Annotated in this window: 15 protein-coding genes; 1 reads left to right on the top strand and 14 read right to left on the bottom strand. The window is 57.4% G+C overall.

The features are described 5' to 3' along the window. Nucleotides 1–3 precede the first annotated feature (3 nt). Nucleotides 4–603: an acyloxyacyl hydrolase gene (locus ML541_RS11925; RefSeq protein ID WP_243373164.1), complete on the top strand. Its 600-nt coding sequence runs from the start codon at nt 4–6 to the stop codon at nt 601–603. A 24-nt stretch (nt 604–627) separates the two neighbouring features. Here the strand turns inward: ML541_RS11925 and ML541_RS11920 are convergent, their stop codons facing one another. The 14 genes from ML541_RS11920 to ML541_RS11855 form a co-directional block, all read right to left on the bottom strand. Continuing rightward, complete coding sequence (locus ML541_RS11920; protein WP_243373163.1) at nt 628–3,186, bottom strand: MMPL family transporter; 2,559 nt, start codon at nt 3,184–3,186, stop codon at nt 628–630. Between the two features lie 70 nt (nt 3,187–3,256). Further along, nucleotides 3,257–3,865: an outer membrane lipoprotein carrier protein LolA gene (locus ML541_RS11915; RefSeq protein WP_243373162.1), complete on the bottom strand. Its 609-nt coding sequence runs from the start codon at nt 3,863–3,865 to the stop codon at nt 3,257–3,259. A gap of 32 nt (nt 3,866–3,897) precedes the next feature. Next, complete coding sequence (locus ML541_RS11910; protein ID WP_243373161.1) at nt 3,898–4,308, bottom strand: hydroxymyristoyl-ACP dehydratase; 411 nt, start codon at nt 4,306–4,308, stop codon at nt 3,898–3,900. Then, nucleotides 4,274–5,308: a beta-ketoacyl synthase N-terminal-like domain-containing protein gene (locus tag ML541_RS11905; protein WP_243373159.1), complete on the bottom strand. Its 1,035-nt coding sequence runs from the start codon at nt 5,306–5,308 to the stop codon at nt 4,274–4,276. Before ML541_RS11905 ends, ML541_RS11910 begins: the two co-directional genes overlap by 35 nt. Before the next feature lie 5 nt (nt 5,309–5,313). Next, complete coding sequence (locus ML541_RS11900; protein WP_243373158.1) at nt 5,314–6,519, bottom strand: beta-ketoacyl-[acyl-carrier-protein] synthase family protein; 1,206 nt, start codon at nt 6,517–6,519, stop codon at nt 5,314–5,316. A gap of 109 nt (nt 6,520–6,628) precedes the next feature. Next, entirely contained in the window at nt 6,629–7,369 is a 741-nt protein-coding gene (gene fabG / locus ML541_RS11895) for a 3-oxoacyl-ACP reductase FabG (protein WP_243373157.1), read from the bottom strand. Nucleotides 7,370–7,380: 11 nt separating this feature from the next. Then, nucleotides 7,381–8,787, bottom strand: coding sequence for a lipid biosynthesis B12-binding/radical SAM protein (locus ML541_RS11890; RefSeq protein ID WP_243373156.1), 1,407 nt, complete (start codon nt 8,785–8,787; stop codon nt 7,381–7,383). Continuing rightward, complete coding sequence (locus ML541_RS11885; protein WP_243373155.1) at nt 8,787–9,209, bottom strand: acyl-CoA thioesterase; 423 nt, start codon at nt 9,207–9,209, stop codon at nt 8,787–8,789. Before ML541_RS11885 ends, ML541_RS11890 begins: the two co-directional genes overlap by 1 nt. Further along, the gene (locus ML541_RS11880; RefSeq protein WP_243373154.1) at nt 9,209–10,051 is read right to left on the bottom strand and encodes an acyltransferase domain-containing protein; all 843 of its coding nucleotides are present in this window, start codon (nt 10,049–10,051) and stop codon (nt 9,209–9,211) included. The genes ML541_RS11885 and ML541_RS11880 overlap by 1 nt, the downstream gene beginning before the upstream one ends. A gap of 5 nt (nt 10,052–10,056) precedes the next feature. Next, complete coding sequence (locus ML541_RS11875; RefSeq protein WP_243373153.1) at nt 10,057–11,343, bottom strand: radical SAM protein; 1,287 nt, start codon at nt 11,341–11,343, stop codon at nt 10,057–10,059. After that, nucleotides 11,340–11,597 (bottom strand): phosphopantetheine-binding protein, encoded by a 258-nt coding sequence (locus tag ML541_RS11870; RefSeq protein ID WP_243373152.1) that lies wholly within the window; start codon nt 11,595–11,597, stop codon nt 11,340–11,342. Before ML541_RS11870 ends, ML541_RS11875 begins: the two co-directional genes overlap by 4 nt. Beyond that, nucleotides 11,598–12,500, bottom strand: a complete 903-nt coding sequence (locus tag ML541_RS11865) for a lysophospholipid acyltransferase family protein (RefSeq protein WP_243373151.1) — start codon at nt 12,498–12,500, stop codon at nt 11,598–11,600. It abuts the gene before it with no gap. 27 nt (nt 12,501–12,527) lie between these two features. After that, nucleotides 12,528–13,883 (bottom strand): radical SAM protein, encoded by a 1,356-nt coding sequence (locus tag ML541_RS11860; protein ID WP_243373149.1) that lies wholly within the window; start codon nt 13,881–13,883, stop codon nt 12,528–12,530. Next, nucleotides 13,880–15,262: a radical SAM protein gene (locus ML541_RS11855; RefSeq protein ID WP_243373147.1), complete on the bottom strand. Its 1,383-nt coding sequence runs from the start codon at nt 15,260–15,262 to the stop codon at nt 13,880–13,882. The genes ML541_RS11860 and ML541_RS11855 overlap by 4 nt, the downstream gene beginning before the upstream one ends. Nucleotides 15,263–15,270: the final 8 nt, after the last annotated feature.

Genomic DNA, 15,270 nt, shown 5'->3' with positions numbered 1-15,270 from the left:
GAAATGAATAACAGAAAAACTTGCAGGAGACGGTGGTTCGTCGCCCTGATCATCTGTCTTTGCAGCGTCACTGCCGCCTGGGCCGAAGAAACCACCGTCAGGAATGCCACCAGCGAGTATTCGCTCCTTTCGGGCTACGGCATCACCCACCGCGGCTTCGGCGATACCAGGACCCAGGTCCAGACCTTCGACACCATCGCCCGTTTCGGCTGGTTCCTTTCCGATGAAGCGGGTCACGGCTGGTTTCGGGGGCGCCACGAACTGCTGATGGAACTCCCCCTACACCTGACGGTCGACCCCAGGGTGCGGACCATGACCGGCGGCTACCTGCTGGGGAGCTGGAAGTTCACCTCTCTGGAGGATTTCGCCCCCTATGTCTTTGCCGGTGGGGGGGTGCTTTTCGTGGACCTGGGACTGCCGACCATGGGCAGCCGCCTTGATTTCTCCTACCAGGGGGGAACCGGCGTCCAATATTTCATCAAGAAGAATGCGGCCGTAAGTCTCGAATACCGCTACCACCACGTTTCCAATGCCAGCACCGCCTTTCCCAACGAACCGCTCAATTCCAGCAAGATTCTTCTCGGGATCACGATGTTCCGTTAAAACGGCGCCTTTCAGAAGCGCCTTTTACGGCAGATCATCAGCGCGTCTGCTGCGTCCAAAGAAGTGCATGAATGCAGGAAGGGTTGCCAAGGTGAACAAGGTAGTCGCAGCCACCCCGAAGTTGGTTGCCCAGCCGATGGAAGCCAATGCCCCGTAATCGGTGAAAGCGAGCGATCCAAAGCCGGCAATGGTTGTCAGACCGGAAAGGAGGACTGCCCTGCCAGATTGGATGAACCGGCCTTGGTATTCTTCTTCGTTGCAGTTCCTGACCCTGTGCGCAATATGCAGGCCGTAATCGCTTCCCATTCCCAGGACAGTGACCAGCACCATCACGTTCATGAAGTTGAGCCGCATGCCGCAAAGCGCCATTACTCCCAACATGGCAATGGTTCCCGAGGCAACGGGAAACAGGGAGTACAGTATCCCCGTAGGCGTGTTGAAGTGAGAAATGAGCAGAAACAGCACCATGACGCTGCCGATGATGACTGCCAAGAGGAAAGTTTGCCTGACCGATTCAGATAGTTGCCCACTCACCAGGTCGACACTGGCAGCCCGGGAAGTCGGAACTTGTTCTTTCAGCTTTTTCAGGAAAGGAGCCTGCTGGAACTCCGAGCCACGGTAATTCAGGTAGGTCAGGAGATGATAGCCGTTACCATTTTGAATAAGGTGTCTTTCGACGATGCCATGCAGGGGTGATCGCAACAGGCGGTCAATACCCTCCTTTGGCGGCACGGTTTGGGCTTTCGTAAGGTTGTCGAGACGTAAGACGTATTCCTGGAATGGTTCGGTTGCAAAACCCTCTCGCGCCAGAGCACTATTCACAGCAATCCCAACATGGGCGGAGCCAAGCCTTTCAGCGAGTTTTCCGGCTACCTTCAGTTGGTCGCCCTCGCCGTTCATCACCAGTCCCAAGGACGAGTAGGACACGATCTCGCCCCGCTGCTGAACCTCTTGAGCCAATAAATTGACTTTTCTTCCCTGTTTCAGAACATCATCAAGGTCATTCCCCTCAACGGCGACTATGAGCTGCTTGGGGCTTACGCTCAAATGCCTTTCCACTTTTTCCTGTGTAAGAAATGCCTCCGAATTGCGCGGTTGCAGGTTTTTCAACTCTGATTCGAAGGAAGTACCCGTTGCAGCCAGGAGCAGACAAAGCATTGCAGCGCTGGAAAGAGCAATGTCTCCACGCCAGTAGCGCTGGCCCATCTTCCAAAGCCAACCGAGCCCGAAGCTTGGCAGAGGCTTGTATGCCTTGAGGGGATATTTCTTTTCCATGAAAAGCAACAGTGGCGGCAGGAAAAAGAACGTTGCGTACAGGGAATATATGACGCCAAGCCCCACCAGGAATCCCAGTTCGGAAAGAACCCGCACATCGGAGAGAACAAGGGCCAGGAAAGGGAACGCCGTTGTGCTTGCGGCAGTGAAGAGGGCATGGCCGGTATCGACGGTGGCAAGCCTGAGCGCTTCATCAGCCGATTTGCCGTTACTGCGTTCAAAATGGAAACGGTCGTAAAGATGGATCGAGTAGTCGGTGCCCAGACCGATAATCAGGGATGTAAAGGCGAAGGAGATGATACTGATCGTCGGGAAGAGCAGCCCGCCTGTGCCTATTGCGAGCACCACGCCATACACCAGGATGAATGGTATCAGCAAGGTCGGGAGAAACCGACGATAGGCAACGTAGAAAAGGGCCAGCACGATGATAAGGGAGGAGAGGACACCGACGATAACATTTTCCTTCAAGACCTTTTCATCGGTGACAGCGCTCAAATGGGCACCGGCGAAGGATATTTTGACTGTCGCACCTTTTCTGGCCTCATTGATGGCTGCCACCAGTTTTCTGGCAAAGGCGATATCAGTCACCGGGCGGGCAGGTTCTGCGATGATGATAAGAACCTTGCCGTCACGGGAAAGGAAATAGGGTGATGTTTTGTCCAGATCGAGAGCCTCAGAGGCTGTCTTGAGGCGCGGCAGGATCAGATCCCGCAGGTAGAGAGGGTCGCAAGCGACCATTTCGGAGAGACTCCCCGGCGTAGCCAGTTCGGTTTTTGCTCGGCGCAGTGAGGAATCAACGGACTCAGGGCTTAGCAGCTGCTGGTAGCGAGAAACATCCGCAGGAGCCACAAAAAGCTGCGGTCGAGTCACTGCATAACTGATGAAATCAGCAAAAGGCTTTGCCTCGGCGGGGTCAAAGACTCGGAACTTGACTTTGGTGAAGGCAGGAGCACCATCGATGGACAGACTCTGCATTTTTCCGGCAAAGAGCTCAGCTTCCCTGGTGAGTTTTCCCTTGTCCTCCCCTTCCAGGAGAATGTAGGTGTTCCCCGCGCTTCCCGTCCATTTGATGGTGTCCAGGAAAAGGGCAAGCGGCCCCTTTTGGGGAAAGAGCTTGAAAATATCGCTTTCAAAATGAATCCTGGTGATGGAAAGGCACGAAAGAAGGAATACTAGGCAACAAACGACGAAAACCAGCGCCGGTTTTGTCGTGGTGACAGTGTATATCCACTCCAGGTGTTTTCGTATGAGAGAGTTGGAGGTAGAAACAATCGCGCTAGACAGCTTTTTTATCCTGTAGTGAAGCATATTCTCTTCCAGCTGGCCCCCCCGTGCAGTCTATCGATGAAAAGATTCAGTCCTAGTTCTACACCGGAATTCAATTCAACTGGAAATCCTTGTCCTTCAGGCCGGCATTGCGACGCATGTTAGCGAACTTGATGACGGTGTTGTCCCCGTTGCGCTCCTGGATAGTCAACCGTTTGATCTTGCCGTCACCATCGAAGCTGATGGCAAGTTCCTTGACACCACCCTTTCCTTTTGGAAAGAGTTGCAGGTTCCAGCCGCTCCCCTGGCGCTCGGCCCGCAGCTCCATCCCATCAGGCAGTTTTGTGACCGGTTTTGCCAGGTAGGCGAACCATTTGTCCAGGCTCTCTTCCGGCGGCAGCACGATACGGTCCGCCACCCCCTGCTCGGGAAGGCGCATGGTCAGCACGTTGTCCCGCAACAGCAAACGGCTGCCATATGGAGGCAAAAGCTCCATGTAGAAGGTGCCCGGCTTCCTGAACCGGACGATTCCCTTGGAAACCATCTTCCGCTTCATCATGGCCATCTGCTTTTCCTGGACGATTTCGGCACTGAAGTCAGTCATAGCGGAAAAACCGTGGCGCAGTACCTCAAGAGCCTCCACGGCCTTGTTGGGGGCAGCATGAGCAGAGGTCACCATGGAAATCACGACCAGCAGTATCATAAGGAGCAATTTTTTCATTATCTTCTCGCCTTTAGGAATCGATTGGGTGGTTAGAGATTACCGACCCCCAGGGTCAGGGTTGCGCTGGCAACGACGGTGCCGTCCCAGCTTACCTCTCCTTCTACCAGATGGAGGGTGCCGAATGACTTGATGATGCGAGCCTGGGCCAGATACGTCCCGGGTGCCACAGCTACCGGCAGTTTACCATGGCTGATGGCAGCCAGAATCCCCCCGACGCCCGCCTCCTGGCCGGCGGCAATCCCACTGACTTGGGCCATGGACTCTATGAGAAGTACTGGGGGAAAAGGTCCCGAATCCGTGGTTACGACGAGCTCACCAGAGGCACTGACACCGGTTTCCCGATGGATGATCTTGTCCACGAACAAAAAGGGGGGACGATGGGGCAAGTAGCGGCACGGATCTGAACTAGTCAGGAGAGCCTCCCCTGATCCGGATAGCATAATAAGGCCCCTCCGGAGAAGCCGCCACATGCAGGCCGGCAGCCCTCTCTTCAAGGGAGAGGACCAGTGCCGCCATGGCAAGCCCTCCCATTCCCAGGGAGCGGCCGATGAGGGGACCGGTCTCTATGCGCCTGACGGTGGGGAGGTGCGCTAGAAAAACATCTTCGGCAGCTGCCGTTCCCGAGAGGCTGACCAGGGTGGTGTCGGAATCCTTAGGCAGCAAAACCTCGGCACCTTCGGTCTCACGTCCCGGGAGAAGCCTGCCGATGGTCCGGATTCCCCCTACCGTCCCCTTGATCATTGCTTTTCTGCTGCGGGCATGGTCGCCCCGTTCCAGCACCAGGATACCCGCCCCTTCGCCGAAGCCTGCGCCATGGCTCTTCAGTTGTCCGACCTCCCGAAAGCCCTTGATCATGGTCTCGGTCACCTCATCGACACCGCCGGCAAGGACGACGTCGGCGCGCCCTTCCTGGAGAAAGCGGCAGGCCATCATCACCGCTGACTCGGCAGAGCAGAAGCGCTGGACGAAGGTGACATTGGGGCCTTTGAGGCCGTTTTCGATGGAGGCATTGCTGGCAGGAGCATTGGGCACCGTGTTGGGGAAGAGCACCGGCGAGAGGCCCTCGGCACCGCTGGTGAAATATCCCCGCAGGAACGCTTCCGAATTGGCGATGCCGCCGAACCCGCAGCCGAGAACGATCCCCGTTCTTTCCGCATCCATGGAGGCACGGTCGATCCCCGCATCCTTGAGGGCCATTCCGGCCGCAACCACGGCAAAGAGACTGCACCGGTCGAACTTCCGCGCCTTGAGCGGCGGCATGAAGTCACCACCCTTGAAGGCATCGGCCTTGCCCCACAGGCATCCGTCCGTACCGGCAATCTCCGGCGGGATCGGCTTGAGAAGGCTTTTCCCTTCCTGCACCGCCTTTCTTAGAGGATCGAGACCGACACCGGCGGCAGAAATGGCCGCCATGCCGGTAATCACTATGTCAGTGGACATGGTCTTCATTTACCCAGTACCAAGGTTGTTATGTTGCCGCCAAAGGCAAAGGAATTGGACAGGGCGAGGCGGGCTTCGCTGGTCCGCATCCCCTTGTGGCAGTAGTCCAGGTCGCATTCCGGGTCCGCGCCTCTGAAGCTGAGCGTCGAGGGTATGAACCCATCCCGCAGGGCTATCACCGTGGCCAGGGCCTCGATGGCCCCGGCGGCACCAAGACAGTGGCCGGTCAAAGCCTTGGTGGAAACCAGCGGCACCTTCCCGACCCGCTCGCCGAATACCAGCTTCATGGCCTTTGTTTCCACCACGTCGTTGAGCGGGGTCGCGGTACCGTGGGCATTGACCCAGCCTATTTGCTCCACGGCAACACCCGATAAAGCCATGGCTGCTTTCATGAGTTGTGCGGCATCCACACCGTCCGGTGCCGGTGCAGTCATATGGTGGGCTTCTCCGGCAATGGCGTAGCCGAGTACATATCCGTGGATCTTTGCTCCACGAGCTTTGGCGGCCTCTTCCTCTTCAAGGACAAGGAACGCGGCCCCCTCTCCCAGGGATATGCCACGTCGCCCAAGGCTGAAGGGGGCGCAAGGCTCCGGATCGACGACGCGTAGCGAGTTAAAGCCGGCAAAAGTCAGCCGGGAAAGACAGTCCGATCCGCCGCAGACAGCCGCCTTCAGCCTGCCGGAGGCGATCAGGTCCGCTCCCCAACCGATGGCGGTAGCAGACGAAGAGCAGGCAGTGGTAATGCTTCCCTGATACCCGCCAACCCCGTATTTTTCGGCGATGGCCGTGGAAGTTCTATCGGGCAGGAGGCCCCGCAGGAGGGAAGGCCGCGCCTTGCCGCCATTCAGCCCCTGGTGGAGCCACTCTTCTGCCTGGAGCATGCCTGCAGCACCCGCCCCCATGGAAATGCCTATATCGTAGGGGGAATAATGACTGCAGACACCGCTTTCGGCAAGCGCCTGACCGGCTGCAATAACGCCGAACTGATCGGCCCTTGAAAGTTTCGCCGCTTCACGAGGGGATAAATAACAGTGGGGATCGAAATTACGAATCTGGGCGCCGATCTTCGAGGAAAACTGATCGACGTCAAACAGGTCGAGGGGGCCGATGGCGCAATGGCCGTTACGCAGGGCTTCAGTGAAGGATGCTATGTCTTTACCGGCGGCGGCAAAAACCCCCAAACCGGTTATTGCTATTTTCTTCTTTTCCATGTTCCCTTTGTTCCAGACAATCTCGTTCACGCATGAACTTAATCATTTTAACCGGAAAGGGAACAAGAAATAAAGCTTTTCTTGGTTTAAAAGACTCTCAGACAAGGGTTCAGACGATGCCACCGTCCACCACCAGGCATTGGCCGGTGATATAGGAAGCCTGATCGGATGCGAGGAAGGCCACCGCCCCGGCAACCTCCTCCGCTCGGCCGATCCGCCCGAGAGATGACGATTTGACGATCCGCTCCACCACATCGGGCTTCATGGCAGCGATCATCTCCGTCTCGATCAGTCCCGGAGCAACGACGTTGGCCCTGATCCCCATGGGTCCCACTTCCCGGGCCAATGACCGGGTAAAGCTGATGGCGGCTCCCTTGCTGGCTGCATAGTTGGTCTGGCCGGCGGTGCCCCCCAGGGCGGAGATGGAGGAAAGGTTGACGATGACGCCACTCCGCTTGGCGATCATCTTCCGCACCCCCCACTTGCAGCAATGGAAAAGTGGATAGAGGTTGCCGCGGACCACGGTGTCCCAGTCGTTTTCCGACATCATCGGCAGATAGCAGTCACGGATGATGCCGGCATTGTTGACCAAGACATCTATGGAACCGGTGGCGGCCGCTGCAGCTTCCATGAGCGCCATGGCGCCGTCGCCAGTGGCCACATCGGCCTTGATCGTTGCTATTGTTCCCGGCAGGCCAGCAGCTTCCTCTTTCAGAAGCTCGGCAGCCTGATCATTGGCCAGGTAAGCTGCAGTCACATGCGCTCCCTGCCTGGCAAAGTTGAGGGAGATGGCCTTGCCGATCCCCCTGGTGCCGCCGGTGACAACGATTCTCTTGTCCTTGAATTCCATGGTGACTCCGTTCATCGGGGCGTATCAGCTGCCGGGGCCGCCATGGGCCTGACGCGACTGCGGCCCAGTCGTTTCATCAGCTTCCACAGCGGTCCACGCACCGGGAAATGGCGCAACGCTTCCAGCATGGCATCGCTCATGTTGATCTCCAATCCCGGCGCCACCCAGTTCTTCCGGGCCATGGCCCGTTCCGTCACCATCTCGCAGAGGGTCTCCCGGATTGGAGGGGAGATATAGAAAAACGGGTCCAGAAGCGACATTTCAGCGGTGATGGTGCCGTCAGCCAGGGCGGAATGGTACAAGGGGGTGCCGGGGAAAATCCTGATGCCGGTCATGGCGATTACTGCGGTGGGCTCCAGCTCGTCCATCAGGGCGAAGGTTTCATCGATGGTCGCCTCGCTCTCTCCCGGCCCGCCAAAGAGAATGTAATGGGCGAAGTCCGCCCCCTCATCCAGGCAGAGACGGGACGAATTCCGCAAGTCGTCTACAGAGAAGGACTTGCCCAGGTTGCGCAACATGCAAGCAGAGCCCGATTCACTGCCGAATTCCACCGCATCGCAACCGGCCGTGATCATCAGTTTGAGTTGGCTCGCAGTGATGAAAGCGGGATTGATGAAGGCGGTCCAGTTCACCTTGACCCCGGCATCGATCATGGCCCGGCATAGTTCCTCGGCAAACTCGGGGGGATAGTTGAAGATGTCGTCCACGAAGTAGATGTAGCTGATGCCGAAACCCTCCACCAGTGAACGGATCTCGGCGATGATCTCCCCTATGGGGCGCACCCGTATCGCCTTTCCTTCAAGGATGGGGTAGGTGCAGTAAATGCAGGAAAACGGGCAGCCGCGCTTGGTCTGCAGATTGGCCATTCCCCCTTCCCTGTAGTATCGCTCCAGGGGGAAAAGACCGCGGTCGGCAGGCCGGATCGCCTGTACAAGCCGCGCCGGCAAAAAATTGGTCCTGCCTCGAACCAGCACCCCCCGCAGGTCATCGGCAGAAAGACCTTCTGAAATGCGCGAAACAAGCTCCGGCAGCACTTCTTCCCCTTCACCGACGACGCCGTAATCTGCATCCAGATAGGCAAGAATCTCCACCGGCATGATGGAAAAGCCAGAGCCTCCGACAATGACCGGTGCCTTGCCACGGCAGACATCGACGATTTTCTTCACCCCCGGCAGATATGACCGGCTCCCGGGAAAGGTGACGTTGTCGATATTGCGCAGGGAAAGAACCACCACCCCGGGTGCGAAGCCGTCGATGGCTTCGCTCACTGCCAATTCGGGATCGTCGGCAAAGCAGAGGTCCAGAACCTTGAGGTTATGTCCCTTTTCGCCCAGAGGACCCGCCAGATACGAGAGCCCGAGCGGGAAAACCGGGTATGGCGTCCGTTCCCTGTTGGCCGAAATCAGCAGAATATCCATCATACCCCCAGAAACGCCATCATCTTTTCCAGCCTCTCGGCTATGACCGGCGGCAGGCTGTACTGCAGAACACCATTTTTGTCCGTGAGGACATGCACCGTCGTTCCCGATGCCTTTACCTGGCCATCCTCGCCGATAATCTCCGATGAGAACATCAGGGTACTGGCCTCGGTGCGTATCATGCCCGTGCGGACCCGCAGTTCCTCGTCGAAACGGGCAGACCTCTTGTATTTGACGTTCAGTTCCACCACCGGAGCCAGGAAGCCTGCATCGGCAATCTGGTCCACTCCGAGCTGGAAGCGGGCGGCAAGATCGTTGCGACCAACCTCCATCCAGGCCACATAATGGCCATGCCAGGCCACGTGGTAAGAATCCACCTCGTTGAACCGCACCTTGATCAGTGTCTCATGGGCTTTTGCCATTACCGGGTCATCTCGCTTTCGATCCAGCGGTTGTATTTCTTCAAGGCATCCCCTGCCCCGATCTCGTGGAATCTTCTGATCCCCATGGCGACAAGGCTTCGGTAGGTCTTTTCCCAGTAGACCGGCATGCAGAGTTGCCGGAACATGAAATCGGCCAGGTCATGCGCCTTGAGCCGCTTCTGTTCCAGGTGATCCACCAGGATGCAGGAAGGTTCCCAATACTGGTACTCCGCCAGAATCTGCCGCAGGGGAGACTCAAGTTCCTGAATAAGCGGGGTGTGGAGGGGAGCGTCGCAGGGAAAAGATTTTGCCGAAAATGCCCCATGTGCAACGGCCTCGGCGACCGCAGTCTCAATCTTTTCCCGTGTGCCGCAGAGGAGAAAATGACGGGAGGTATTGTGGTTGGCCAAATGGACGCCGCAGTTCCGGGCGAGGGCCAGCACCGGTTCGCTGGTCAAGCCGATGATGCAGCCGAGGGCGTAGTACCCCGTTTCTCCCATCTTTGCCATGCACGAGCCGAGCCGCCAGGTAACCTCTATTGCCTCCCCCTCGGCAAGGGAACCGCTTGCAGCAAGTGCCGCATAGATCCCCATGCTGTGCTCGGCAACCACCGCGGGCTGAGATCCCTCAGCACGTTTTTTCCGGTTCAGGTAAAGGCTCATGGCGACGCCGTGGAGCTGAAAACCGGTATTGTCGGTCCCGCTGTCCCTTATCCAGGTGGAGGAGTACAGGTCAAAGCCGGTTCTCTGCCGCACCAGTTCCGCAATGGTGAAAAAATCTCCATCATCAGGCAGAGCGGTGGGAAAGGCCAGGGGTTGTCCTGGAAACATGAAGCAGTCCATTAGGCCTATCCCCGTTTCCCGGTGCGCCTGATGGCGCTCCTGAATCCGAAATTCATCGGTCCGAAGACTTGTACCGACCGGTGCAGTTTGAAAATGCGCCGGTACATGGAGGGAAATGAATAAAAGGACCTGTTCAGCCACTCGTGCCCGGCCTGCAGTTCGGCAGGGCTCATGCCACGGGGAATGAAATTCACATGCCCCATGTCGTAATCGCGCCAGTCGTTGGAGGTGATCCGTCCCTCCTTTTCCAGCCGTTCCCGGACCTTGGTGCCGGGATAGGGGGTGAGGATGGGAAAGATGGCGGCTTCGATGCGCGCCGTCTCACAGAAGCGCAGGATCGGCTCGAAAATGGCCGGAGTGTCGCCGTCCGAACCAAGGACGAAGGAGCCGAGGATGCCGATGCCGTTGTCGCGGAAGGCCTTGGCCTGCTCAAGGTAGGAGGTGGCCTGGTTGGTCACTTTCCCCATCGCCACCAGCGATTCCTGGTCGAGGGATTCGAAGCCGACGAACATACCCAGACAGCCCGATTCCCCAGCAGCACGCATCAGTTCCAGATCGCCGGCAAAATCGATGGGAGCGTGGGAAAGCCACTTGAATCCCATTCCCTTCATGGCCGAGAACAGGGAGAGGGCATAGCGGCGGTTCGCCACCAGGTTATCGTCGACAAAAAAGGCAAAGGAGTTCTGCTTGCGCAGCACTTCCAGCTCGGCAAGCACCTGATCCACCGGCCGCTCCCGGTATTTCCTGCCGTAAAAGGCGGTAACTGAGCAGAATTCGCAGTCGAAGGGGCAACCACGGGTGGTCTGGAGCGTATTGGTGAGGAGATAACCCTTGCCGGCAAAGATTTCTCTTCTGGGGATGGGCAGGTCCGCCATGGCAATCATGGCATCGGGACGATAGATTGGCTGCAGGCATCCCTTTTCCAGATCATCCACCAGGCGCGGCCAAACCAGGTCCCCTTCGCCGACAACCACCGCATCCACGTGGAGAAGAGCCTCGGGGGGAAGATTGCTGGCGTGAAAGCCTCCCATGACGACCTTCACACCCTGAGCCCTGAATAGGTCGGCAATCTCGTAGGCGCGGGGCGCCTGGGGTGTCATGGCCGTAATGGCCACCAGATCCGCCGGAGCGGCAAAATCCACCGGCTCCAGGTTTTCGTCGCACAGGGAAACATCCCAGTGGGAAGGGGTGGCAGCGGCTATGGCAGCAAGGGACAGCGACGGAAATTTGAAACTCAGCTCCCCCCATAATCTCCCCTTCGGCCAGCCGGGAGAGATGAGAAGCAGTTTCATTTGCGATGTTCCGCGATATAGTCGGCCATGGTCCTGACGGAGCGGAAGACCTTGTTGCCGGTCTCGGCATCGGGAACGACGACGCCGAATTCCTTTTCCATCCCCACCACCAGCTGCAGGGCATCGATGGAGTCGAGCCCCAGCCCCTCACCGAAAAGCGGTGCGTCGGTCTCGATATCTCCCACTTCCATTCCCTCGATGCGGAGACTGTCGATAATAAGTTGCTTTACCTGGTCGATCAATTGTTCTGACATCTATAAACCCTTTTCCTTGTTGATGTTTTCCCCGGTCCAGTAGTCGAAGAAATTGTACCATTGGTCCGGGTATCTGCGTATGTATTTTTCAAAGATGCGAAGGATGCGTTCGGTGCCTTCCTTTATAGAGCGGGCATGATCGGCGTGCCCCCCATGAAAATATATGGGCTCCTCCATGATCGTGGCATAGCGGCTCCCTTCCAGGGGGACGAAAACGGGAATGACCGGAGCACCGCTGGCCACGGCCAGATACCCCGCACCAAGCGGAATTGCTGCAGGCCGGCCGAAGAAGTCGAGACTCATGGTGTGGGATGAACCATCCCGTTCACCCAGCAAAGCAAGTATTTCGTTGCGGCGCAGGGCATTCACCGCCTCGATGATCGCCAAGGGGGATGTATCCTCCCTGTCCACATAGATGAAGCGGATGCCCCGCTCGCCCCGAACCTGTTCCCTGAGCTCGTTCACCTTTTCGTCAGGTTCCCGGAAGGTGAGGACATTCAGAGTATATCCCATGTCGGCCAGTCCCAGCCCGCCCAGTTCCCAGTTGCCGAGATGGGGAGAAATGAGGATGGCGCCATTTCCAGCCGCAAGGGCTTCATCCAGAGCTTTGCCGCTCGACCTCCTGCCGATCAGTGACTGGAGCTTCGCCCCACGCCAGCGCATCATCAGCATCACGTCACACCAGTTACGGGCAAACTTGTAGTAGGTGGCAATGACCAGCCACTCGACGTTCCTCCTGCCGGTGATGGTCCTGATATTGGATCGGATGCCCCGTCTTTTCTCCGCCAGAAGCAGGTAGAAAAGCCCCCCCCAGAAGATCGCGAACGGAGGGTGCAGAAACCTGGGTATAAGCACGGTGAAAAGCCGTATGAAAAACAGGTTCAAACTGCTGTAAAGCGCCAAGGAAAGCCTTTTTCACCCCTGGGGGTATTAAAAAAATAAATCATAGACGCAGGTCATCATTCTCTGCATGCTGAAGTTCTGGGTCTTGCCGTAATCCCTGAAATCGTCCTTTGCCTTTTTTGACCGCCGATAGAATTTCAGATACGCCTTGATCAGCAGGTACTGGAGCCGGTGGCGATTGATACGGGGATGGCGGAATACCAGGTGGAGCGCATCATAAAACTTCCAGCGCTTGAGAAAAATCCGCTCCTTGAGCTCCTGGTAGAGAGGCGTTCCAGGATATGGCGTCAGGACGGAAAACTGGGCAACATTGGTGTTGAGATCCACCGCCATCCGGATGGTCCGCTCCACATCCGCGGCGGTTTCGTTAAGATGGCCGAGGATATAGCTGCCGAAAACCTCGATGCCGTTATCCTGGAGAAGCTTCACCGCCTGTGCGGTCATGTCCCCCTGGCTTTCCTTGCCCAAGGTCTTCAAAGCTTCGGCGTCGGCACTTTCAATGCCGAGAAAAACCGTTTTCGATCCCGCCCGGGCCATTGCTTCAACCATCCGCGGGTTGCCGACAATGTTGTCCACGCGGGAAAAGTTCCACCATTGCAGATCGTAGCCCCGTGACTCGATCCCCTCGGCAATGGCGATGACACGCTCGGGCGAGAGGCTGAAGTTGTCATCGACAAAGGCAACGGCGCGGAAACCATAGCGGTTGTAAACTTCGTCCAGCTCAGCCAGGACGTACTCTGGGCTGCGACTGCGCCAGCGGCGGCCGAAGAAGGAAGAGGACGAGCAGAAAGAACAGGCACCGGGACAGCCACGGCTGGTGACGATTGGGGTCAGGGGAATGCCGTTCAGGGAGGCACTGTATCGTGTCAGGTCAAGGAGATGCCGAGCGGGCAACGGAAGCTGCTCGGGGTCCGGGAGTGGGCCGTCCGCCGTCTCGACCACCTTATATCCGTCGGGAAAGATGATGCCGGCCACAGAACCTAATTCATCGCGCCGTTCCAGCGCCTGGGCCAGCAGCGGAAAGGAAAGGTCTCCTTCTCCCTTGACGATGCATTGTACATGGCCGGTACGTAGGATCTCAGCCGCCATGAACTGGGGATGCGGTCCTCCCATGACGACCGGACGGCCGATGGCTGCTGCCTGGCGCGCTATTTCCATGGCCTTTTCGATGCGCGTGGTATCGGAAGTTATCCCGACCAGATCTGCTGCCTTGATCAGAAAAGGATCCAGGCCTGCCGGCTCGCACTGCAAATCGACCACCTGTACCGAATGGCCCGCCTGTTCAAGGCTCGCGGCGATATAGAGCAGCCCCATGGGCGGCAGACTGACACCGAAGGTGGTAAAGACGCCGGTGGATGGAGGGTTCACCAGGAGGATTTTCATCCCTTTATAGACCCTGCCCGCTTTGTTTCACCAGTTTCAGCGGCAAATTCCGCTTTCCATGCCGGATCGGCAATCCGCCCATAGGCGTGGGAATAGCTGTCCATCTGGGCTGCAAGATCGGTAAAGATTTCCGCAGCCCCCTCATGGGTGGAATATGTCCCCTCCATGGCGAACATCTCCCGTCCCACCTCGGGGTGGTCGATGAGCATGCAGGGTCGCAGCAGGTTTTCGTGGGAACCCTGCTTCTCCCTGATCTTGCGGAAAAGTGGCGACTTCAGGGCCTCTCTCAGGGAAGTGCGGCGGATGTTGTCCACGGCGAAATGGCAGAAGACGCAGGGTTCGATGTCACCATTGGCATTGACATGGAAATATTTGCGTCCGCCGGCAATACAGCCGCTGATGATAGGCCCGTCGTTCCAGAAATCGATGATCAGCATCGGCTTCGCCGCACGGAATTCGGCTGTGCGGCGGCGCATCAGGTCACGCTGTTCCGGAGCAGGCATAAGGGCCACATCCGGATTGCGCCCCACAGGAACATAGGAGAAAAGCCAGAGGGCGAAACATCCCTTCTCCACCAGCATGTCCATGTACTCGCCGCTAGTGATGATGTCGGTATTTCTGCTCGTCTGGGTAAATGAGCCGCAAAATGAGAGCCCGGCACCCTTCAGAAGGTCCATGGCGTGCATGACCTTTTTGAAATGGCCCTTGCCGCGGCGTTCGTCGGTTTCTTTCTCGTATCCTTCAAGGGAGAAGGCAGGCATGACGTTGCCCACTTCGATAAGTCGCTCCACCATGGCCTCATCGATCAGACCGCCGTGGGTGAAGACAAGGAAGGCCATATCCGAATGCTTCTTGAAGATCTCGAAGATATCGGCCTTGAAAAAGGGTTCCCCCCCGGAAATGACGGCGAAATAGACCCCCATCTCCTTCATCTGGGTGAGCACCGAATCGATCTCATCCAGGGAAAGCTCCAGGGACTTTTGGTAATCGCCGGCATAGCAGCCGTAGCAGGAAAGGTTGCACTTCATGGTCGGGCTGATGACTACCGTCGAAGGTGGATAATATCCCTCACGGTCGGCCCAGGCTTTTCGCTTGTTGGTCCCGGAAAGGAGATGGTTGACTGCGAGGTTGGTGATCCATTTGTCCCGTTGGTTGGGATGCAGGTCGCGCAGGATGCGGCGGGGAAACTCCATGCTCGGATGGTTGTCGCGAAGCAGCTGGCGCATCCATCTGATGCGATCCCGGTAATAATCCTTTTTCGGGATCAGTTCCATCAGGTAGGTCATCCTGGCAAGGTTCTCGTTGGACGAATTGGTCGCCAGTGAGAGAAGCAAAGAAACTATCTTTTCGGTTGAGTAGCTTTTCAGACTCTGGAGCATGTTCACCC

Origin of the sequence: Geotalea sp. SG265 (genome assembly GCF_022808985.1) — a bacterium.
Taxonomy (GTDB): Bacteria; Desulfobacterota; Desulfuromonadia; order Geobacterales; family Geobacteraceae; genus Geotalea.
The sequence above is the reverse complement of the archived record's forward strand: the minus strand, read 5'-3'. Positions and strand labels throughout refer to the sequence as shown.